The sequence below is a fragment of the Vibrio sp. 378 genome (assembly GCF_033339435.1).
Map to the genome: position 1 here is coordinate 365,530 of NZ_JAWOUO010000003.1, position 19,603 is coordinate 385,132.

Consider the following 19,603-nt stretch of genomic DNA (forward strand, 5'->3'; position numbering starts at 1 on the left):
TCCCGCAATGAGCGGGAGTTTTTATTTAAGTCGAGCGACACTCAGATCACTGTTGAGCTTGAATCATCCTGAAAGGATAAAACAATCTCGAGCACAATTTTGTCGTTATTATTCTGATTTGTTGAAAATTAACGACACAGAATTAACACAAAAACGCTCTCCTGTGGTCTGTGGGCCATCTTCAAAAACGTGCCCTAGATGGCTATCACACGTTGCACAACGAATCTCTGTACGTACCATTCCGTGACTTAGATCTTCTAAATAGCGCACCGCTTGATCGTTGATAGGCGCATCAAAACTTGGCCATCCGCAGCCAGAGTCATACTTGTTATCAGAGACAAAGAGAGGGGCATTACAACAAGTACAAGCATAAACACCAGTTTCCTTATTATGCAGTAGCTTACCGCTGAAAGGAGGCTCTGTACCTTGCTCTCGGCAAACACGGAACTCTTCATCAGACAGTTGCTCACGCCACTGTTCATCTGACTTCGTCACTTTTTTCCCGCTTTGTTCCACGACTTTCGGCTCCTTATTTACTGTTCTTGGTATTGACTTTTTTAGCAAAAAACTTGCTTCTCTTAACAGTTGTAGCACATACTTTCTCACCAGGACACCATGCGTAATTAATTTGATAAGAGCACTTATCTCACCAGTTATATTACGCCAACTGGGCTGCAGAAGAATCAGTTAAAAGTTTAAAAAACGTACATTTGCAAAGAATTGTTAAAAAAAGCGTCGCTTTTTTTTGACTTTAAACAAGTTAAGTCCGATTATCACTTGCAGATGTTTACTGGATTCTGTAATTTTACTACCAGTTATCTTTAATCAGAAATTAAGTTGTGGAGCAACTATAATGACTATCAAAGTAGGTATTAACGGTTTTGGCCGTATCGGTCGTTTCGTATTCCGTGCAGCGCAAGAGCGCAACGACATCGAAGTAGTAGGTATTAACGACCTTATCGATGTAGATTACATGGCATACATGCTTAAGTATGACTCAACTCACGGCCGTTTCAACGGTACTGTTGAAGTTGAAGGCGGTAACCTAATCGTTAACGGTAAAACTGTACGTGTTACTGCAGAGCGCAACCCTGAAGACCTAAAATGGGACGAAATCGGTGTTGACGTTGTAGCTGAAGCAACTGGTCTTTTCCTAACTGACGAGACTGCACGTAAGCACATCACTGCTGGCGCGAAAAAAGTTGTACTAACTGGTCCTTCTAAAGACGCTACTCCAATGTTCGTTAACGGCGTAAACTTCGACACTTACGCTGGTCAAGACATCGTTTCTAACGCTTCTTGTACTACTAACTGTCTAGCGCCTATCGCTAAAGTTCTTAACGACAAGTTCGGTATCGAATCTGGTCTTATGACTACAGTTCACGCAACTACAGCAACTCAAAAAACTGTAGATGGTCCTTCTGCTAAAGACTGGCGCGGTGGTCGTGGTGCTTCTCAAAACATCATCCCATCTTCAACTGGTGCTGCTAAAGCTGTAGGCGTTGTACTTCCAGAAGTAAACGGCAAACTAACTGGTATGGCTTTCCGCGTACCAACTGCTAACGTTTCTGTAGTTGACCTAACTGTTAACCTAGTTAACGGTGCTTCTTACGAAGACATCTGTAAAGCGATGAAAGAAGCTTCTGAAGGCGAACTAAAAGGCGTTCTAGGCTACACTGAAGATGCAGTTGTATCTCAAGACTTCATCGGCGAAGTTTGCACTTCAGTATTCGATGCTAAAGCTGGTATCGCGCTAACTGACAAATTCGTTAAGGTTGTATCTTGGTACGACAACGAAATCGGTTACTCAAACAAAGTTCTAGACCTAATCGCTCACATCTCTAAGTAATTAGAAAGTTAGCAATTAGCGAATAACTTCGTTAAAGAAAAGGCGGCTCTAGAGTCGCCTTTTTTGTATCTGGAATTTGAGAGAATGCAGGCTCGATGTTGCATTTAATGTGCGAAGCGCGTCTAAAAGCTCTCCCCAGCGATAGGAAACTACACATGGATTTAAAAACTCTCCCAGCCCTAACGGTGCTATCTGATAACGTCACTATCGTTGAAGTTGATCAGATAAAAATCGTCCGCGTGATTCATGACAAAGCAACGGCAGGCATCTCGCTACACGGTGGTCATGTCGTGTCGTTCACGCCTAAAGGTCAAGAAGATCTGATCTGGATGAGCGAAAAAGCTGTCTTCGATGGTAAAGCTGCTCTTCGCGGTGGTATTCCGGTTTGTTGGCCTTGGTTTGGGCGTATTGCTGCTCCAGCTCACGGCTTTGCCCGCACCGCAGAATGGGAGTTGGTTGAACATCGTGAGAACCATAACGGTGTGATTGTTGAACTTGCTCTGTTCCCGACAGAAGAAATCCACGATATTTGGCCCCATATGTTTGACGCTCGTTTGGTGATTGAAGTGGGCGATGAGCTAAAAGTGACGCTCAAAGTCATGAACATTGATGACGAGGCTTGGACCTTCTCTGGCGCATTACATACTTACCTAAACGTTGGAGACATTAAGCAAGCACAAACGACAGGCATGGGTGCCGAGTACATTGATAGCTTGAAAGCTGATGCGGTATGCCAAGGTGGTAATGTTCTACAACTAACTGACACCATTGATCGCGTTTACACGCAACCAGAAGCGAAAATTTTGGTAAAAGACCCGGTATTGGATCGTACGCTAAGCGTACACAACCAAGGCCACAACTCAGCAGTATTATGGAACCCTTGGGCAGAAGGTGCGCAAAGCATGGGTGACATGGCTGACGATGGTTATCAAACCATGTTGTGTGTGGAGTCTGCTGTTCATGCACCAAGTATTGAGCAAGGTCAAACCCTCCAACCAGGTGAGACACATGAACTTGTCACTGTCATTTCAGCGCAGTAAGAATCACCATATAAAGGCCGGGATACCCGGCTTTTTTTGTAATAAAAGCTCTGCTTAGATGGTCCTATCTTTACTAACTTATTGGTTACTGGTCACTTTTGACGGTTTCATTAATAAATATCAAAAAAATTGATCATATAAACCGATAGCATACCGATACAAAACTCATAAATAATAAAAATATCAGGAATTAGTCTATGTTAGAGAGATACCGAAATCAAAGTGTCGGATTCCAGTTGAAACTGGTGATCACTTTGTGTCTATTCATTGCTTTCAGCAGTATTGCAGCGCTTGTTTACCGCAACGCTTCCGATGTTCTATTGGAAAGCACACTGAAAGAACACCAATCTAAAGTAGAATCAATGGCAAAAACTATTGCTGGCCAATTCGATGCTTACCTGCACACCGCTAAAGTCCTCGAATCTACTTTTCGCAATGGCTACCTTGCCGGTGTCTATGTCGAAAATTACACGGTTGACTTCATGGGACATGAAGTACCAAACATCACTCAATACAGTGAAAGCTTAATTAATGACACCAAGTTGGTCGACAGTTTCACACGTGATACCGGCGCTATAGCAACGCTATTCGCACCATTGGGTGACGACTTTATTCGGGTGTCCACCTCCCTAAAAGATCCACAAGGTCAGCGAGCGGTCGGAACCACGCTAGGCATCAACCATCCTGGTTATCAGCAACTTAAAGCAGGACAACCGTATTACGCTCAAATTAAATTGTATGGCGAGCGCTACATTACCTACTATGCCCCAATCAAAGATGCGACAGGAAAGGTAGCAGGCCTATCGTTTATTGGCTTACCAGTAGACCAAGCGACACAAACCTTATTCGATGCACTCGAAGAGATAAAATGGGGCGACACTGGTTACACCATTATCGTTGATAACGACGAAAACAATCTTGGTAAATACCTACTTCATCCAGCAAAAAGCGGCTCAGATTCGTCAATACTAGAAGTCGCCGACTACAATGGTCACAAGCCTTTTGGCCAGATTTTCGAACAATCTAGTGGATTAATTCGCTACCCTTTCGAGTACCAAGGTAACGTAGGCGAAAAGTATCTTGTCTACACAGAGGTTCCAGGTTGGAACTGGAAACTGCTAGGTGGTACGTTTATCAAAGAAGTAACAAAAGGTAGCGACACGCTTCTCACACTCATTGCCATCATTTCTTCGGTAGCGGCAATCATTACTTTTGTTGTACTGACGCTTTTCTTGAATCGCAGCTTACAACCTCTCACAACTCTAAACTCATACATGACTCGCTTAGCGGGCGGCGAAGTCAGCTTGAACATTCCAGCGTCTCGTAAAGCATCAAAGAATGAAATTACGAACCTGAGCTCGGGTGTCGCCAGTATGGCAAGTCAGCTCAATGAACTCGTTGGTAAGATCCGTTCAACAAGCGACTTAGTGGAGAGCAACTCCACCAGCGTTGCCAACGATGCACATAGCAATTTGACCCAAGCCGACCGACAACAACAAGAAGTCGAGCAAGTTGTGACAGCGATTGAAGAAATGGCCTCTTCCGCTCAATCTGTCGCACAACAAGTCGAAAGCATTGCGGAAAACGTACGCTCAGCAAATACCGATAGTCAGTCTGGTCTCGCGATTGTTGAAGGCGTATGTATCGACGTTGCTCAACTTAACGATCAATTGGATCAATCAGCAACGGCTATCGAGCAAGTAAATCGCGATAGCGAGAGTATTCAAACCGTCACTAAAATGATTGATGAAATTGCTGAGCAAACCAATTTACTTGCCTTGAATGCCGCCATTGAAGCAGCACGAGCAGGTGAGCAAGGGCGTGGCTTCGCAGTTGTAGCAGATGAAGTGCGCACACTTGCGCACCGAACCCAAAGCTCAGTTCAAGATGTCGTGGAAATTATCGAGAAACTAAAAGGGTCGACTCATAATGCAGTTAATATGATGACAGACAGCCAACGCAGTGCAAACCAGGTCTTGGACAAAGCACAAGACGCGGGCACAGCATTAGAAGCCATCGCAGTACAAGTGCAGTCGATAGCCTCTCAAGCCGACGCCATTGCAGCGACTTCAGAAGAACAAGCTCAAGTTTCACAAGAAATTGCAGCAAATGCCCATTCTATCAGTGAACTTAACCGAGAAAGCCGCAACACGAGCGCAAAAACCTCGCAAAGTGCCATTGAACTTCAACAACAAGCACGAAACTTGAAAGAGCAAGTCGACTTCTTCCACTAATACTTAATAAGAGCCGACCCAGTCGGCTCTTTTTGTTTCACTTGAGACCATGCTTTTTGATAGAATTTGCCGCCCTACTTTCTGTTCGAGATCGTCATGAACTATCAATGCCCTCTATGCCACCAAGCTCTAGCGTTAAATGAAAAAACATTTAAGTGCGAAAACAATCATCAGTTTGACTTAGCAAAAGAAGGCTACGTTAACTTGATGCCAGCGCACCACAAACGTTCTAAAGATCCTGGTGACAACAAAGAGATGATGCAAGCTCGTCGTCGATTCCTCGAAGGAGATTACTACAACCCAATGCGCCAAGAAGTGGCGCAGCTGTGTGCAACATACACTGAGGGGAGCACCCATCAATTATTAGATATTGGTTGTGGTGAAGGTTACTACACAGATCAAGTACAAAAGACGATAGAAACACAAGCGAACCATGCCACGATTTATGGCTTAGACATTTCCAAAGTTGCCATTCGTTACGCGGCGAAGCGTTACACGCACTGCAACTTTAGTGTGGCTTCTAGTCACCGACTTCCCTTCGCAAATGAATCCTTAGATGCCATTTTGCGCATTTATGCCCCGTGTAAAGCTGAGGAGCTGCAGCGCGTTGTAAAAAACGACGGCGTTGTTGTCACGGTTACTCCTGCTAGTCGCCACTTATACCAACTGCGTGAGCGGATTTATCAAGAAGTTCGTCTTCACAATGAAGAACCAGAACATATTGAAGGGTTTGAATTAGAGCACCAGCAGCATCTTAACTATGTTATGGACTTGAAAAACGGAGCCGCAGTCGATTTATTGCAAATGACGCCATTCGCATGGAAAGCAACCGATGCTCTTCGTGAAGAGTTGAAATCCGCTACACTTTTCCAATGTGAGGCTGATTTTATGTTGCGTGTATATCGCAAAAAAAACACTCAATTAATACGTCAAAAAAACAACAAACGCAAATAGTTATCATTTATATTGATTCATTGCTCAGCCTCCATTAATATCATCCGGACATTTTTGGAGGCTTTTCAATGCGCTTTTCTACTTTGAGCTTGCTCTTTGCAGGCTTACTTACTGGTTGCTCTTCATATACGCACACCAACTCTCACGCAACCTCAGCGGAAGTCACTAGTTTTTACGACTACCAACTATACACCCCTTCTGGCGAGCACATCGCTCTAAGCAAACTGCCAATTGAGCTGCAACAAGCAGATGTCATTCTTATTGGTGAATGGCACACACACGCCGGCATTCATCGCTTTCAAACCGATATGCTCAAACAACTTACGTCCTACGACCGCTCACTCGCGTTATCTATGGAACAATTTACCCGCGACAAACAACCTGTTGTTGACGCTTACCTACGTGGGGAGATCGGCGAACAGTACTTAATGAAACAAGCCAACGCTTGGCCCAATTATGAAAGCGACTATCGCCCTCTCGTGGAGTTTGCTAAGCAGAAAAATCTCCCGGTCATTGCAGCAAATGCACCAAAGAGCATTGTCCGATGCATTGGTCGACAAGGGCTAGATTACATTAACAAGCTCGATGATGATCAGCGGATGTTCATTGCACAAGCCATCAACACTGGTAGTAGTCCGTACAAAGAAAAGTTCATGGCATCCATGCATCACGGTAAGCCAGAGCAGACGGAAAAACAGTTTGCAGCTCAAGTTACTTGGGATGAAACTATGGCGGAATCTATCGTTAGCTATCTAGACGACAACCCAGGCGCTCAGATTGTCCATGTTGCGGGCAAGTTTCACACCGAGCAAGGGTTGGGTACGGCAGCATCAATCTTAAGCCGCAACCCGAGCTTAAAAGTGGTTGTAATTAGCCCAACAGATAACGTGCTTTCTGATAATACAGACTATCAGTTAGAGGTTCTCGCACCACCAGTACGGTATGTACAAGATGCTCACCGCATGGCGGCATATCAACATCTAACTAAACGCAATAACGATCTTCAATGTAAGTAGCTGGTCTTCAATTTAAGTTACTACCTTGCCGTTGCGTTGCATCATCACACCGCTTCGAGTTCATAGAGTGACAAGGGTCTGCTTCCTGCTGGTCTATTTTTTGCTTATGATCACCAATAGAAACTAGAAGCGGCAAAAGCAGACCTGTTTTTATCCAAATAGCTTCAGAAATAAACTTTGCCGCCGATAAAAATATAACTGCTTTTTACCCGCACTCAGTGACCGAGTGTCGATGTTCCAAGGAGTATTCGATGAATCCAGTAGGAAGCACTTCTGTTAATAGCTATGCCAAACAACCTGTCGCCTCTAAACAAGCAAGTATTGCACAAGAAGAAACTAGTGCTTCGCCGCTGAAAGTCGAACACAATAAGGTGACGCTTTCGACCGAAGGCAAAGCGCTACTTGCCGCTCTGCAACAAATCGAGCACGACAGCAAAAAAATAGAAGCAGAAGATAAATCTGTTGGTGAAAAGGTCGAATCTTTCACACATGGTGCGCTTGGCATGGATCACCCCGATAAAATCGAGAAAGAAGAGGATGGCTCATATTCTGCGGGTCAATACCTTTCTGCGGCACTTACCGTTGGTGGCATCATACTGGCATTAGTCTGATAACCAGTCTGATAATCGTCACGACAACAAATCCTATTTGAACCAAACACTTACTGCAGCCCATAATTTAATAAGCCAAAGAACGATATGATGCAAACGTAAGTGAATTCGACCGCTCTTGTGGCCCGATAATATATGCTCGTTTATTGCTCCCTAAACTAGGTTTCTTGTGAAGGCACTGAATGGATAACTTTAGTCCATGCTTTCAACTCCTAAGCGTAATCCAAGCCCACGTTTGTGGGCTTTCTTCTTTCCAAACTAACGAACGTTAGAGAGCGACTCATTTTTTCTGCAAAACCAAACAAAAACGACAATTTGGTTAAACTTTTATTACCGACACAAAACTTTCATAAATCATTGCTTTAATGCCTGCGCTTTCAATAAACAAGGAAAATATAATGAAGCGCTTAGTATCTCCAATCGTTACGGCAGTGGCTGCATCTACCCTCTCTTTCAACGCACTCTCAGCTGAAATCAAAAACGTCATTTTGATGATCGGCGACGGCATGGGTCCTCAACAAGTTGGTTTACTCGAGACCTACGCAAAACACGCACCTAACTCGGTTTACAAAGGCGAAAGCACAGCGTTATACAAACTCGCTCAAGAAGGTGTGATTGGATCATCACTGACCAATCCAGAAGACGCAATTGTCGTCGACTCTGCGTGCTCAGCTACGATGCTAGCGACAGGAATCCCTACCGCTTCTGAAGTCATTGGCATTGATAGCCAAGGCAACCATGTCGAAACTATTTTGGAAAAAGCCAAAAGTAAAGGTAAAGCGACAGGGCTCGTCTCTGATACGCGTATGACCCACGCAACGCCAGCAGCATTTGCCGCTCATCAACCACATCGCTCCCTAGAAAACAATATTGCGGCGGATATGCTCGAAACAGGCGTAGACGTGATGATGTCTGGTGGACTTCGTCATTGGATTCCAAAGTCGACAAACGACAAGGGAGAGACATACGAGCAACTTGAAAAGCTCACTCAAGGTAATGTCTACCTAAAATCGAAACGCAAAGACGAACGCAACTTGCTTGCCGAAGCGCAAGACCAAGGCTATAGCTTAGCTTTCAGCCGCGATATGCTCACACAAGCTAAAGGTGACAAATTACTTGGACTTTTTGCTTACTCGGGCATGAACGATGGTATTGCCTACAGTCAAAGCAAAAACGATCCAAAACGCACGCAGCCATCGCTGAAAGAAATGACCACCAAAGCAATCGACATTCTTTCAAAAGACAAAGACGGTTTTTTCTTGATGGTTGAAGGCGGCCAAATTGACTGGGCTGGCCACAGTAACGATGCAGGTACGATGCTGCATGAAATGCTTAAATTCGATGAAGCGGTAAACTCAGTTTATGAGTGGGCAAAAGGCCGTGATGACACCCTGATCATTGTTACTGCTGACCACGAAACCGGCTCTTTTGGCTTTAGCTACTCATCAGCAAACTTGCCTAAACCACAAAAACGCGACGGCGAAGCATTCAAAAATCAGGATTACGCGCCAAACTTCAACTTTGGTCAGTTCGAGATCCTCGATGGTTTATACAACCAAAAGAAAAGTTACTACGGCATGATCAGTGAATTCCAAGCGCTTGATAAGAAAGAGCAAACTCCAGAGAAGTTTGCGGAAGTCGTGAACGCAAATAGCGATTTTTCGATTACGCCTGAGCAAGCAGAACGCGTATTAGCAAGTAAACCAAATCCATACCGACTCGCTGGACACAAATACTTAAGCGAAGAGAACGTACCGACAATCAATGACTTTGATGCTTTCTTTCCTTACAACGACCGTGGCAACTTGCTAGCGCGTGAGCATGCAACAAAGCAAAACACAGTATGGGGGACGGGTACTCATACGCATACTCCTGTCAACGTATTTGCTTGGGGACCTGCAGAAACTATCCTTCCGGTATCAAAAATCATGCACCACTCGCAACTAGGCGAGTACTTGAAGCAACAAATTAAATAATCAACTTGCACTTACTTCACAACTCGTGATGTTTCAACGCTCTCGCAAGGGAGCGTTTTTTTATGCATGAAAACAGTTGACGTTTTAAATCGTACACCACAATAATTATGGGTCTTTAATTATATGAATAAAGAAAATGTGCGAAATCTTTGCTAAGCAACCCCAAGACAACTATCAGTTCATCACCCGCTCTATCCGTATTGATGGTCACGCGACCAGTGTAAAACTTGAAGCGAGCTTTTGGACAATTCTTGAGGAAATCGCTAGTGCTCAAAACATGACGGTTCCTAAATTCATAAGCACTGTTTATCAAGAAGCACTCGAATACAATGGTGAAGTGAACAACTTTGCCTCCTTACTTCGATGCGCTTGCCTCACTTACGCCCGCCAACCTCAAGAGACCACTCGTCAAGCACTTGCGCAACTTAACAGTTAATAGCAACCAACCGAGCAATAACCATCCTAGGCTATGCATCCGTATTATAAACCCTTGAGCATCTTCTAATTTGTCGTACTAGAGTACTACCCAGACTCCTTTTGAAATCGCTAACCTGTGCGGACTATCAAGGAGTACCTATGACAAAAATGATTCACACCATGATCCGAGTAAGTGATCTGGACCGCTCTCTACAATTTTACTGTGACGTACTTGAACTAGAAGTCGCTGATCAATACATCTTTGATGGCTTTTCTCTAACCTATCTAGCCAACCAAGAAACTGGCTTTGAATTGGAACTGACGCACAATCACGACCAAAGTGAGCCCTACACTCACGGCTCAGGTTACGGCCACCTTGCCGTCAGCGTGGAGGACATTGAACAAGCCCACAAACGCATTAAATCTCTCGGCATTGAAACTGGTGACATCAAAGCCTTTGACCATCAACAAAAGCATTTAGCAACGTTCTTTTTTGTAACCGACCCTGATGGTTACAAAATTGAGTTCCTGCAACGCCAAGGGCGTTACCTATAACAAAAAGAGTAAACATTATGATTCACTTGACGGCTACCTTTCATGCACAACCGGGAAAAGAACAAGAGTTAAAAGAGGGACTTACCCGAGCGCTTGAACCTACTCGCAATGAAGAAGGTTGCGTTCGTTATCAATTGTTCCAAGATAAAGACAATACATGCCACTTCGTTTTTCAGGAGCAATTTAAAAACCAACAAGCATTTGAGCTTCATGGTAAAACAGAACACTTTGCTCTTTTGATTAGCCAGATCGACAACTTGTTAGAATGCGAGCCGAAACTGGTGTTCTTTAACGAACTGTAACTATAGCGCTAACCGAAGATCAAAAAAGGCACTCTATCTAGAGTGCCTTCCACTAGTTGGGACCTGTGATTAAGCGTCTTGCTTCTCCACCATATGCAAATGCACATCTTGTTGTGGGAAAGGAATCGAAATACCTTCTCGGTCGAAGCGTAGTTTCACTTCTTTAGTCACATCCCAGTATACATCCCAGTAATCATCCGTTTTTACCCAAGGACGCACAATAAAATCTACAGAAGACGTATTTAATGTATGAACTTTGATCATTGGCTCTGGAGTGCGAAGTACCGAAGGGTGAGAGGTAATGATATCAGACAATACTGACTCCGCTTTTAAGAGGTCATCCGCATAGCCAATGCCAAACACCATATCCACGCGGCGAATGCGTTCATGCGTGACGTTCTTAATCACATCTCCCCAGATTTTGCTGTTAGGCACAATAATAATTTGGTTATCAAACGTACGGATTGTGGTGTTCACCAAACTCATATGGCTTACCTTGCCATCTACACCGCCAGCATACACAAAATCACCAACATCAAATGGGCGATAAATAAGCAGCATCATACCCGCCGCGAAGTTGGATAACGTGTCTTGCAACGCGAAACCAATAATCACACCAGCAATACCGAAACCGGTTAGGATTGGCGCTAGGTTCAAGCCAAGCTGAGATAAGCCTACCATGATACCGATCACCCACACGAATTTGCCGGACATCGAGATAAAGAAGTCCTGCATCAAGTGGGAAAGTTTTAAGTTTTTCGATGCAACTGCCTTACGGACCACTTTGCGCGTTAACTTAGCCAGTCCACGAGCGATCAATAAAATCAGCGCAAAAACAAACAACTGGAAGATATGCTGCGGTGCATTCTCGGCAAACCAATCCAGTGCCGAGTTGGACCAGTGACTCAGTATTGACCACACAACTTTGGTATTCAGTAAATCATGGGTGATATTACCCGTCACTTCAAAAATTTGGCGTTTGTATTCAGACGTTTCTAAACCGACTTTATCACCAATTGAAATCAGGTTGCGTAAGCTTTCTGTCGCAATATTTAGCCTTTGTTTAGTAATGAGCTGACTAAGTTGCAACGACGCTTTTTCCGACTCTGGGCTAGACGAAAGTTGGGAGCCAATGATCTCACTTTGCTGACTCAAGTACTCAATTGAAGCAGACAGTAAGCGCATACGTTTATCAATTTTATCTTTTAGTTCCGCTTCTGCGCGCTCGTTTTGGGCCCCTAGCTCCTTCAACCAAGCGAGATTTTGCCAGCTCGAATCGAAGCTAACATCAAGATAACGCTGTAGCTCTCGATAATCATTAACAAGAGCAAGCTTCTCTTCATCCTTAGCCTTATTTAAATCCTCGACGACTTTCTTTATTTTTTCCGATAGATAGTTCGTCGCGTCCTCAGAGTATTGTTCTTGTTTTTTAACTAGCAAGATCAGCTTGTCGCGAGAGATAGTTTCACGTTCAATCGCTGACGCTAACTGGCTTCTTAATTCTTCATTCTTTTGGAATAGTTGCAGTTGAAGGGCGTCACGCTCGTCGCCACTCGCTTGCGAGAGGCTTTGGGATAAATCCACAATCTCTCGGTTCAAGTTGTCAATTGAGATTTCGGCAGCAGAAGGCTCTTGGATATCGTCAGTAGCAGTCGCATGAACAGCCATTGGGGAGAACATAATGACGGCAAGTGCGAATAATGTCACCCAAGATGTCAGGCGCAGTTTCTGGGGGAAATGAAACGTCATGTTTACCTCATAGGGAACAATCCTGATCAAAACAATCAGGAATAGAAGTGTAAAGCGTTGAAATCATACTCCTAAGTTTACAACACTAAATAATAAACTGAGCAGCATTTCGTTAGCGAGACGTCAAAGTTGGGAGCCCCAATAGCAAACAAGCCTTTCATTTAATCAATGAAAGGCTTGTTTTTATTCGACTAAGGACGGCTGGGATGATTTAAAATATGGTCTTCCCAATCCACCACATCAATCTCGTAAACAACTTTGTTACGGACACTTTCCCCTGCCGCATGCATTGCGGACTTAGAACCTGTAATCAACGGATGCCATTCTGGTAAAGGCTGCTTTTCAGCCAACAGACGGTAAGCGCACGTGTGTGGCAGCCAAGTAAAATCGTCGATGTCTTCTCGGGTCAGCTTGGTGCACTCTTCACCCGAAGTGAAACGGTTTGGGTAATCCTTACACGAACACGTTTTACTGTTCAGCCAACTACAAGCCACATTGGTATAGTAGATTTCATCAGTATCTTCATCCATCAGCTTATGCAAACAACATTTGCCACAACCATCACAGAGAGATTCCCATTCCTCTTCTGTCATCTGCTCTAACGATTTACTTTGCCAAAATGGAGTGCTCATACTTCAGGTCTCACCAAGGGAATTTAGGGGGCGATTTATACTCTTCTCAACGCAAAAGTTCAAGTTTTGAGAAGATCTTGCATCCTTCCCACATAACGGTGGAGATATTCAACTACTTTCGTTTTACTGTTCTATCCTTAAACAAGTTTCCATTACTCAATTGATCAAGAAGGCATTAAGGAGTTTTCATGGGTATTATTTCTTGGATTATTTTGGGCTTAATCGCCGGCGCACTTGCTAAATGGCTCATGCCAGGAAAAGATGGGGGCGGTTGGATTGCAACAATGTTACTTGGTATTGCAGGGGCATTTGTAGGTGGCTTCCTTGGCGGCATTCTCGGTTTCGGCGGAGCCACTGGCGTCAACATTGGTAGTATCATTACCGCAACACTAGGCGCATTTATTCTGTTGTTTGTTTATAACCGTTTCTTAAAATAATCACGATGATTTAAAAGCAAAAAACCAAAAAGGGAGCGTAATGTTAAGCGCGCCCTTTTATTTTTTTCTTTCTTCACTCTTCCAATCCACGTCAAAATGACCATAATTGCCCCCTTAATTTTTAAGAGGTTTACATTATGGATTGTCGATTAGGATGTGGAGCGTGCTGTATTGCGCCAAGTATCTCTTCACCAATACCTGGAATGCCCAAGGGCAAACCTGCAGGTGTTCGTTGTGTGCAACTCAACGACGACAATTTGTGCAAGCTATTTGGTAAGCCTGAACGCCCTAAAGTCTGTCACGATTTTAAACCGTGTCCGATTGTATGCGGCAACACCAATCAAGAAGCACTCGACAACATCACTGAATTAGAACAATTGACGTAATGCGACTCTAGACCACACGTTTAAAGTTAGTACCTCGGTTGTTTCTCTCCGAGGCAGTAATCAAAGCAAACTCAAGATTTAGCACTTTCCCCCTCTGCTTTTTATCTCACCCTTGAGAACTCTTGCCACATAGCGTTCCATTTGCGGTTTTCGCGCGATCTCCCTCACAATTTATTGACAATTCTCGACTATGTTCAGCGGGTCATTTAATTAAAGATCAGGAAAGAACATGAATAAGTATTTGGCTGAGGCTTTTGGCACGTTCTGGCTAGTGTTAGGCGGCTGTGGTAGCGCGGTGTTGGCTGCGGGTTTCCCTGAAGTGGGTATTGGTCTGTTGGGCGTTTCTTTGGCATTCGGTTTAACCGTTCTGACGATGGCATTTGCTATCGGTCATATTTCAGGTTGTCACTTGAACCCTGCAGTGACAGTTGGCCTTTGGACTGGCGGTCGTTTTGAGACAAAAGACGTTGCTCCCTACATCATCTCACAGGTTATCGGCGGGCTTATCGCAGGTGGCGTGCTTTACGTTATTGCATCTGGACAAGCAGGATTCGATGTTGTGGGTTCTGGCTTTGCCGCCAATGGTTATGGTGAACACTCTCCAGGCCAATACTCGATGATCGCTGCACTTGTGACTGAAGTTGTCATGACGATGATGTTCCTGATTGTCATTATGGGTGCAACAGACAAACGTGCGCCACAAGGCTTTGCACCTATCGCAATTGGCCTGTGTTTGACTCTCATTCACCTGATCAGCATTCCTGTCACCAATACGTCAGTAAACCCTGCTCGTAGCACGGCAGTCGCAGTATATGTGGGTGACTGGGCGGTTTCTCAGCTATGGCTGTTCTGGATTGCTCCTATTGTGGGTGGCGTGCTTGGTGCGGTTATCTACAAAAACCTTCTTGGTAAAGAATCGAACGATTAATCGTTCCTAACTCCCAAAATCAAAAAAGCCGCTGAATTCAGCGGCTTTTTATTAAATTCTGTGTCGACCTAATAGCGAATGTGACAACGTCGTGCCATCAACAAGCTCTAGCTCCCCACCGACAGGCACACCATGCGCGATGCGGCTGGCATCAACTTGGTGCTCTTTACATAGCTCTGCGATGTAGTGGGCAGTGGCTTCACCTTCAACTGTTGGGTTTGTCGCCAAAATCACTTCGGTAATATCACCGCGACGTAAGCGGTAATCAAGGACATCCAATCCAATATCACTTGGACCAATACCATCTAATGGCGACAAATGTCCCATAAGAACAAAATACCGACCAGAATATTGGCCTGTTGCTTCAACGGCTGCGATGTCTGCCGGGCTTTCTACCACACAAATTTGACCATTTTCTTGGCGTTTTGGGTTGGTACAAATGTGACAGACTTCTTCTTCGGTGAAGGTTCGACACTCAGTACAATGACCTATTTCTGTCATTGCCTGACTAAGCGCATCTGCAAGCTGCAAACCGCCTTTTCTATCGCGCTGTAACAAATGAAAGGCCATACGCTGCGCTGACTTGGGGCCAACCCCAGGTAGACAACGTAAGGCCTCCATCAATTGCTCCAGCATATGACTGGTACGCATTAAAAGTCCGCTTAATTAAATATCAGCAGATTAGAATGGCATTTTCATACCTGGTGGTAGTTGCATACCGCCAGTTACAGAAGCCATTTTCTCTTTTTGAGTTTCTTCAACACGACGGGCTGCATCATTGAACGCCGCAGCGATCAGATCTTCAAGCATTTCTTTGTCGTCTTCCATCAAACTTTCATCGATGTCAACACGACGTACGCTGTGGCTACCAGTGATAGTAACTTTAACTAGACCAGCACCAGACTCGCCAGTTACTTCCATATTCGCGATTTCTTCTTGAAGCTTTTGCATGCGATCTTGCATTTGCTGGGCTTGCTTCATTAGGTTGCCCATACCGCCTTTACCAAACATGTTTATCTCTCTGGTTTAATGAGGTGTTGCATCAATTAATGGGGTTATACCTTTGGGTTTTCAACCCCATTCCATTCGATTATTAGATAGGGCGCACACTATCTTTATCAAGCTCTGCAGCAAAACGACGTTCAATAAATTGAACATTTGGATCGTTTTCTAAACTGTTCAGCGCTTGCTGTAATTTCTCTTGGTAGAGCCTATCTCTCAGTTCAAGTGGTGTTTCTCCACTCTCCCCTATTTCGATGCTCATGTGGCACTCTTCACCTAACACGGTATTAAGTGCTTTGAGCAATTCGGCTTGAGCTCTATCAGTATTCAAATGAGCTTGGCTGCTTCTCAATAGTAACGAAACGGTTGTTCCTTCCTTACTATAATGAGAGTTTAGCGCAAGTTGCTCTACCAGCTTAGGGATCTCCATTAAGCTGATGAGCTTCGCCCATTCATTATGTTCTAATGACTCATCGATGAGCTTTTGTGCCATTTCAGGCGTTTTCTCATGCTCAAGTGCCTGCTTGAGCTGCGTAGGTGTCAGTTTTGTATTTACTTTTGTCTCAACAGGCTTGCTTGGACGCCAGCGATACGCTTCCTCAACTTGTGGCTCCGTCGACTTCGGAGCTGAGTTTGGCGACACCTGCGCGGAATTGCCATGCAATTGCGCTACTCGGTCGATAACCGATTCTGGTTGTGCAGATGCCGCTTTAGGCTTTTTTGAGCCACCATTTTGAGGAGTGTTCTGTTGTAGGCCTTGACGCTGAGAACGTAATTGGTGACGTAAACCGCTTAGACCACCGCGCGCCGGTGTTGAAACGCTCTCTTGCACTTGTTGAGGTGGCGTTTCATGCTGCGGTGCAGGGTTTTCGCTCATCGGCGGCGCCATATCATACTGTGGCGGAACCGTCTCATATCCACTCGCGTGATATTCAGGTTGTGAACTGGATGAAGGTTGAGGCGCCACTTGTGGTGAGCTTTGTGCTGGACTCGGCTGCTGAGCTCGAGGAGCCGCGGCTGTCTGAGCTGGCGCAGCCTTTGGTTGACTGGTACTTTGAGCCGGAGATGACGCTGGCTCGCAGTTACTAGAAACAACATTTGCCCCACTGTTATTTGATGGGCGGAACGCCAACATACGCAGCACAATCATTTCCAAACCGACTCGCCCATTTGGCGAGAGGGTCAAATCTTCACGACCTTTTAATGCAATTTGATAGTAAAGCTGAACGTCTTGCGGGCTTAGAGCTTTACTCAACAGCTCAATTTTCTCTGCATCTGGTTGTGCTCGGTCTAACGACGCGGGCAACGCTTGATACATCGCAATTCGGTGTAACTGTGTTGCGACTTGCTGCAACAAACCATCCCACTCAACACCATTTGCCGCTAATTGTTGGATTTTATCCATAGCTTGTTGAGGTTTCTTGCTGCTGATTGACTCTAGTAAGTGAATCGCTTGGTCGGTATCAATCGTCCCCAACATGTGGCTGACAATATCGGCTTGCACCGCACCGTTACCTAATGCAATTGCTTGATCAGTCAAGCTAAGAGCATCACGCATACTGCCATCTGCAGCATGTGAGATCATACCCAACGCTTTTGGCTCTGCTGAAACTTGCTCTTGACCTAGGATGTAATCAAGTTGCTGGTGAATATCATCAACGCTGATTGGTTTCAGATGAAACTGAAGACAACGCGACAATATAGTGACAGGCAGCTTTTGTGGATCAGTTGTTGCGAGTAAGAACTTCACATACTCTGGCGGCTCTTCCAGGGTTTTCAACAACGCATTGAAAGAGTGACGCGATAGCATGTGCACCTCATCGATGAGGTACACTTTAAAACGTCCACGAGCAGGTTTGTATTGAACGTTGTCTAACAGTTCACGAGTGTCTTCAACTTTAGTACGTGATGCTGCGTCGATTTCAAGAAGATCGACAAAGCGACCTTCATCAATTTCACGACAAGTATCACACTTACCACAAGGTGTCGCGGTAATGCCGGTTTCGCAGTTCAAGCCTTTGGCAAACAGCCTACCGATACTCGTTTTACCCACACCACGAGTCCCGCTGAACAGATAAGCATGGTGTAAACGGTTTTGCGCCAGTGCGTTTTCCAACGCCGTCAGGACATGTTTTTGTCCGACAACTTGGTCAAACTGATTAGGACGCCATTTTCGCGCTAAAGCTAAATAACTCATTGAATGTATTAATGTCCTTCAAAATCGCAGATGCTGTACACGTTTAGACCTAGTGCTTCTAAACGTTTATCGCCACCGATTTCTGGTAGGTTGATAACGAACGCAGCGTGCTCAACTTCACCACCCAGTTGGCGAATCAGCTTAGTCGTCGCTTCAATAGTACCGCCCGTTGCCAATAAATCGTCGACAACCAGTACTTTGTCGCCTTCAACGATGGCATCTGTATGGATTTCTAGTGTATCAACGCCGTATTCAAGCTCATAAGATTGAGCAACAGTAGGGCGTGGTAGCTTGCCTGGTTTACGCACTGGTACAAAACCAACACCTAGCTCAAGCGCTAAAGGCGCGCCAAATAGAAAGCCACGGGCTTCCGTACCCACAACCTTGGTAAAGCCCATATCTTTGTAACGTTCAACAAGTAAGTTGATCGTCGCTTGGTATGCTTTCGCGTCTTCAAGAAGGCTCGTCACATCACGAAATAGAATGCCTGGCTTTGGGTAGTCTTGGATGCTTTTGATGCTAGATTTGATCAGTGAAATTGTTTCTGTAGTCATAATACCGATTTACTTAGATTGGCTCATCGCCCTCTCTAATCGCAGTATCACGAGGGCAACGAACAATAGGTTTTCACCACTATGTGCTTATTTTCGTAAAAGTCACAGGCGCTGAAAATACAAACGCCCACTCGAAGAGCGGGCACACTATTCTCTACAATCTTAGTGATTTTCTTCTCGGTCAGCAACCAACTCAATCACAGGCAGACGCATAAACCAGCTGAGTAAAACGATTAGCATCACTAAAAGACCAATTTTTACCCAAACGAGGGGGACAACAACGATTGAAACCATGAAACTAAGCGCAATAAAAATCGCACCACGCTTTTTTACTTTTGAAGTAACAGCCCGATGCTTATGCCAATTGTCGAGAATGGGTCCAAACGTTTTGTGGTTATGTAACCATTGATGAAATGCGGGGCTACCACGCATAAAACATGCGCTAGCAAGCAAAATAAAAGGTGTGGTGGGTAAAAGTGGAAGGGCTATGCCGGCTATGCCGAGCACAATACAGAGTCCACCAACAGTATTGAAAAAGTAACGCTTAATACGAATGGTGAACTCCGGTACAAAATAGCTAGATTAAAAGCCTGCGTAACCATTCATTACACGAAGCCAGGTTAGCGTTGCAGGAAGTGTTGGGATCAAAAGAACTGCAATAAAACCTAAAAAGTAAAAAATATTATAAGGCTCTTTAAAATCTTTGTCTGCCATGATGTGTCTTCTCACTAGTTGACTTTGCTTCTCCCAAGGCACAGCGTTAA

General features: G+C 44.7%; 22 protein-coding genes. 13 read left to right on the top strand and 9 right to left on the bottom strand.

Translation table 11 applies throughout. From position 1 onward, the window contains the following. Nucleotides 1-108: 108 nt before the first annotated feature. Entirely contained in the window at nt 109-516 is a 408-nt protein-coding gene (gene msrB, locus R7Q48_RS08205) for a peptide-methionine (R)-S-oxide reductase MsrB (protein ID WP_005380698.1), read from the bottom strand. A gap of 337 nt (nt 517-853) precedes the next feature. On the opposite strand from msrB, the gene gap reads away from it, so the two are divergent. From gap to R7Q48_RS08255, 10 genes are all read left to right on the top strand, one after another. Next, nucleotides 854-1,849 (top strand): type I glyceraldehyde-3-phosphate dehydrogenase, encoded by a 996-nt coding sequence (gap, locus tag R7Q48_RS08210; RefSeq protein WP_005380697.1) that lies wholly within the window; start codon nt 854-856, stop codon nt 1,847-1,849. A gap of 155 nt (nt 1,850-2,004) precedes the next feature. Continuing rightward, a complete protein-coding gene (locus R7Q48_RS08215) occupies nt 2,005-2,889 on the top strand; it encodes a D-hexose-6-phosphate mutarotase (protein WP_017820788.1) in 885 nt (294 codons plus the stop codon). 197 nt (nt 2,890-3,086) lie between these two features. After that, nucleotides 3,087-5,123, top strand: a complete 2,037-nt coding sequence (locus tag R7Q48_RS08220) for a methyl-accepting chemotaxis protein (protein ID WP_025767192.1) — start codon at nt 3,087-3,089, stop codon at nt 5,121-5,123. Between the two features lie 96 nt (nt 5,124-5,219). Next, nucleotides 5,220-6,077, top strand: a complete 858-nt coding sequence (gene rlmA / locus R7Q48_RS08225) for a 23S rRNA (guanine(745)-N(1))-methyltransferase (RefSeq protein WP_256902979.1) — start codon at nt 5,220-5,222, stop codon at nt 6,075-6,077. Between the two features lie 68 nt (nt 6,078-6,145). Continuing rightward, a complete protein-coding gene (locus R7Q48_RS08230) occupies nt 6,146-7,093 on the top strand; it encodes a ChaN family lipoprotein (protein WP_053349599.1) in 948 nt (315 codons plus the stop codon). 251 nt (nt 7,094-7,344) lie between these two features. Beyond that, entirely contained in the window at nt 7,345-7,704 is a 360-nt protein-coding gene (locus R7Q48_RS08235; protein WP_053349598.1) for a hypothetical protein, read from the top strand. Nucleotides 7,705-8,102: 398 nt separating this feature from the next. Then, nucleotides 8,103-9,680: an alkaline phosphatase gene (locus R7Q48_RS08240; RefSeq protein WP_005380687.1), complete on the top strand. Its 1,578-nt coding sequence runs from the start codon at nt 8,103-8,105 to the stop codon at nt 9,678-9,680. 136 nt (nt 9,681-9,816) lie between these two features. Further along, nucleotides 9,817-10,116: a ribbon-helix-helix domain-containing protein gene (locus R7Q48_RS08245; protein WP_005384938.1), complete on the top strand. Its 300-nt coding sequence runs from the start codon at nt 9,817-9,819 to the stop codon at nt 10,114-10,116. Between the two features lie 140 nt (nt 10,117-10,256). Next, nucleotides 10,257-10,652, top strand: a complete 396-nt coding sequence (locus R7Q48_RS08250) for a VOC family protein (protein WP_005380685.1) — start codon at nt 10,257-10,259, stop codon at nt 10,650-10,652. 17 nt (nt 10,653-10,669) lie between these two features. Further along, nucleotides 10,670-10,954, top strand: a complete 285-nt coding sequence (locus R7Q48_RS08255; RefSeq protein WP_256902980.1) for a putative quinol monooxygenase — start codon at nt 10,670-10,672, stop codon at nt 10,952-10,954. A 69-nt stretch (nt 10,955-11,023) separates the two neighbouring features. On the opposite strand, the gene R7Q48_RS08260 is transcribed toward R7Q48_RS08255, so the two are convergent. Continuing rightward, entirely contained in the window at nt 11,024-12,703 is a 1,680-nt protein-coding gene (locus R7Q48_RS08260) for a mechanosensitive ion channel family protein (RefSeq protein ID WP_005380681.1), read from the bottom strand. Between the two features lie 191 nt (nt 12,704-12,894). Next, a complete protein-coding gene (locus R7Q48_RS08265; protein ID WP_074191653.1) occupies nt 12,895-13,335 on the bottom strand; it encodes a YcgN family cysteine cluster protein in 441 nt (146 codons plus the stop codon). Nucleotides 13,336-13,523: 188 nt separating this feature from the next. Here R7Q48_RS08265 and R7Q48_RS08270 point away from each other — a divergent pair, with 188 nt between their 5' ends. The 3 genes from R7Q48_RS08270 to aqpZ all read left to right on the top strand — a co-directional run bounded on the left by R7Q48_RS08270 (nt 13,524) and on the right by aqpZ (nt 15,086). Next, nucleotides 13,524-13,772, top strand: a complete 249-nt coding sequence (locus R7Q48_RS08270) for a GlsB/YeaQ/YmgE family stress response membrane protein (protein ID WP_005380625.1) — start codon at nt 13,524-13,526, stop codon at nt 13,770-13,772. A gap of 137 nt (nt 13,773-13,909) precedes the next feature. Beyond that, nucleotides 13,910-14,158, top strand: coding sequence for a YkgJ family cysteine cluster protein (locus R7Q48_RS08275; RefSeq protein WP_017820793.1), 249 nt, complete (start codon nt 13,910-13,912; stop codon nt 14,156-14,158). 229 nt (nt 14,159-14,387) lie between these two features. After that, the gene (gene aqpZ, locus R7Q48_RS08280) at nt 14,388-15,086 is read left to right on the top strand and encodes an aquaporin Z (protein WP_054866366.1); all 699 of its coding nucleotides are present in this window, start codon (nt 14,388-14,390) and stop codon (nt 15,084-15,086) included. Nucleotides 15,087-15,137: 51 nt separating this feature from the next. On the opposite strand, the gene recR is transcribed toward aqpZ, so the two are convergent. The 6 genes from recR to R7Q48_RS08310 form a co-directional block, all read right to left on the bottom strand. Beyond that, nucleotides 15,138-15,737, bottom strand: coding sequence for a recombination mediator RecR (gene recR / locus R7Q48_RS08285; RefSeq protein ID WP_005380619.1), 600 nt, complete (start codon nt 15,735-15,737; stop codon nt 15,138-15,140). A 30-nt stretch (nt 15,738-15,767) separates the two neighbouring features. Beyond that, complete coding sequence (locus R7Q48_RS08290; RefSeq protein WP_005380618.1) at nt 15,768-16,097, bottom strand: YbaB/EbfC family nucleoid-associated protein; 330 nt, start codon at nt 16,095-16,097, stop codon at nt 15,768-15,770. 82 nt (nt 16,098-16,179) lie between these two features. Continuing rightward, nucleotides 16,180-18,285 carry a DNA polymerase III subunit gamma/tau gene (dnaX, locus tag R7Q48_RS08295; RefSeq protein ID WP_053306682.1) on the bottom strand — a complete coding sequence of 702 codons (2,106 nt, stop codon included), beginning with the start codon at nt 18,283-18,285 and terminating at the stop codon, nt 16,180-16,182. Nucleotides 18,286-18,293: 8 nt separating this feature from the next. Further along, nucleotides 18,294-18,839, bottom strand: a complete 546-nt coding sequence (gene apt / locus R7Q48_RS08300; RefSeq protein ID WP_005380615.1) for an adenine phosphoribosyltransferase — start codon at nt 18,837-18,839, stop codon at nt 18,294-18,296. Between the two features lie 162 nt (nt 18,840-19,001). Next, the gene (locus R7Q48_RS08305) at nt 19,002-19,388 is read right to left on the bottom strand and encodes a YbaN family protein (protein WP_080276930.1); all 387 of its coding nucleotides are present in this window, start codon (nt 19,386-19,388) and stop codon (nt 19,002-19,004) included. Between the two features lie 33 nt (nt 19,389-19,421). Next, the gene (locus R7Q48_RS08310; RefSeq protein ID WP_005380608.1) at nt 19,422-19,553 is read right to left on the bottom strand and encodes a hypothetical protein; all 132 of its coding nucleotides are present in this window, start codon (nt 19,551-19,553) and stop codon (nt 19,422-19,424) included. Nucleotides 19,554-19,603 lie beyond the last annotated feature (50 nt).

What these genes read in the sequence shown, in the direction of transcription:
- gap (WP_005380697.1), top strand. Translation starts at nt 854, where the DNA reads ATGACTATCAAAGTAGGTATTAACGGTTTTGGCCGTATCGGTCGTTTC.
- R7Q48_RS08215 (WP_017820788.1), top strand. Translation starts at nt 2,005, where the DNA reads ATGGATTTAAAAACTCTCCCAGCCCTAACGGTGCTATCTGATAACGTC.
- R7Q48_RS08220 (WP_025767192.1), top strand. Translation starts at nt 3,087, where the DNA reads ATGTTAGAGAGATACCGAAATCAAAGTGTCGGATTCCAGTTGAAACTG.
- rlmA (WP_256902979.1), top strand. Translation starts at nt 5,220, where the DNA reads ATGAACTATCAATGCCCTCTATGCCACCAAGCTCTAGCGTTAAATGAA.
- R7Q48_RS08230 (WP_053349599.1), top strand. Translation starts at nt 6,146, where the DNA reads ATGCGCTTTTCTACTTTGAGCTTGCTCTTTGCAGGCTTACTTACTGGT.
- R7Q48_RS08235 (WP_053349598.1), top strand. Translation starts at nt 7,345, where the DNA reads ATGAATCCAGTAGGAAGCACTTCTGTTAATAGCTATGCCAAACAACCT.
- R7Q48_RS08240 (WP_005380687.1), top strand. Translation starts at nt 8,103, where the DNA reads ATGAAGCGCTTAGTATCTCCAATCGTTACGGCAGTGGCTGCATCTACC.
- R7Q48_RS08245 (WP_005384938.1), top strand. Translation starts at nt 9,817, where the DNA reads ATGTGCGAAATCTTTGCTAAGCAACCCCAAGACAACTATCAGTTCATC.
- R7Q48_RS08250 (WP_005380685.1), top strand. Translation starts at nt 10,257, where the DNA reads ATGACAAAAATGATTCACACCATGATCCGAGTAAGTGATCTGGACCGC.
- R7Q48_RS08255 (WP_256902980.1), top strand. Translation starts at nt 10,670, where the DNA reads ATGATTCACTTGACGGCTACCTTTCATGCACAACCGGGAAAAGAACAA.
- R7Q48_RS08260 (WP_005380681.1), bottom strand. Translation starts at nt 12,703, where the DNA reads ATGACGTTTCATTTCCCCCAGAAACTGCGCCTGACATCTTGGGTGACA.
- R7Q48_RS08265 (WP_074191653.1), bottom strand. Translation starts at nt 13,335, where the DNA reads ATGAGCACTCCATTTTGGCAAAGTAAATCGTTAGAGCAGATGACAGAA.
- R7Q48_RS08270 (WP_005380625.1), top strand. Translation starts at nt 13,524, where the DNA reads ATGGGTATTATTTCTTGGATTATTTTGGGCTTAATCGCCGGCGCACTT.
- R7Q48_RS08275 (WP_017820793.1), top strand. Translation starts at nt 13,910, where the DNA reads ATGGATTGTCGATTAGGATGTGGAGCGTGCTGTATTGCGCCAAGTATC.
- aqpZ (WP_054866366.1), top strand. Translation starts at nt 14,388, where the DNA reads ATGAATAAGTATTTGGCTGAGGCTTTTGGCACGTTCTGGCTAGTGTTA.
- recR (WP_005380619.1), bottom strand. Translation starts at nt 15,737, where the DNA reads ATGCGTACCAGTCATATGCTGGAGCAATTGATGGAGGCCTTACGTTGT.
- R7Q48_RS08290 (WP_005380618.1), bottom strand. Translation starts at nt 16,097, where the DNA reads ATGTTTGGTAAAGGCGGTATGGGCAACCTAATGAAGCAAGCCCAGCAA.
- dnaX (WP_053306682.1), bottom strand. Translation starts at nt 18,285, where the DNA reads ATGAGTTATTTAGCTTTAGCGCGAAAATGGCGTCCTAATCAGTTTGAC.
- apt (WP_005380615.1), bottom strand. Translation starts at nt 18,839, where the DNA reads ATGACTACAGAAACAATTTCACTGATCAAATCTAGCATCAAAAGCATC.
- R7Q48_RS08310 (WP_005380608.1), bottom strand. Translation starts at nt 19,553, where the DNA reads ATGGCAGACAAAGATTTTAAAGAGCCTTATAATATTTTTTACTTTTTA.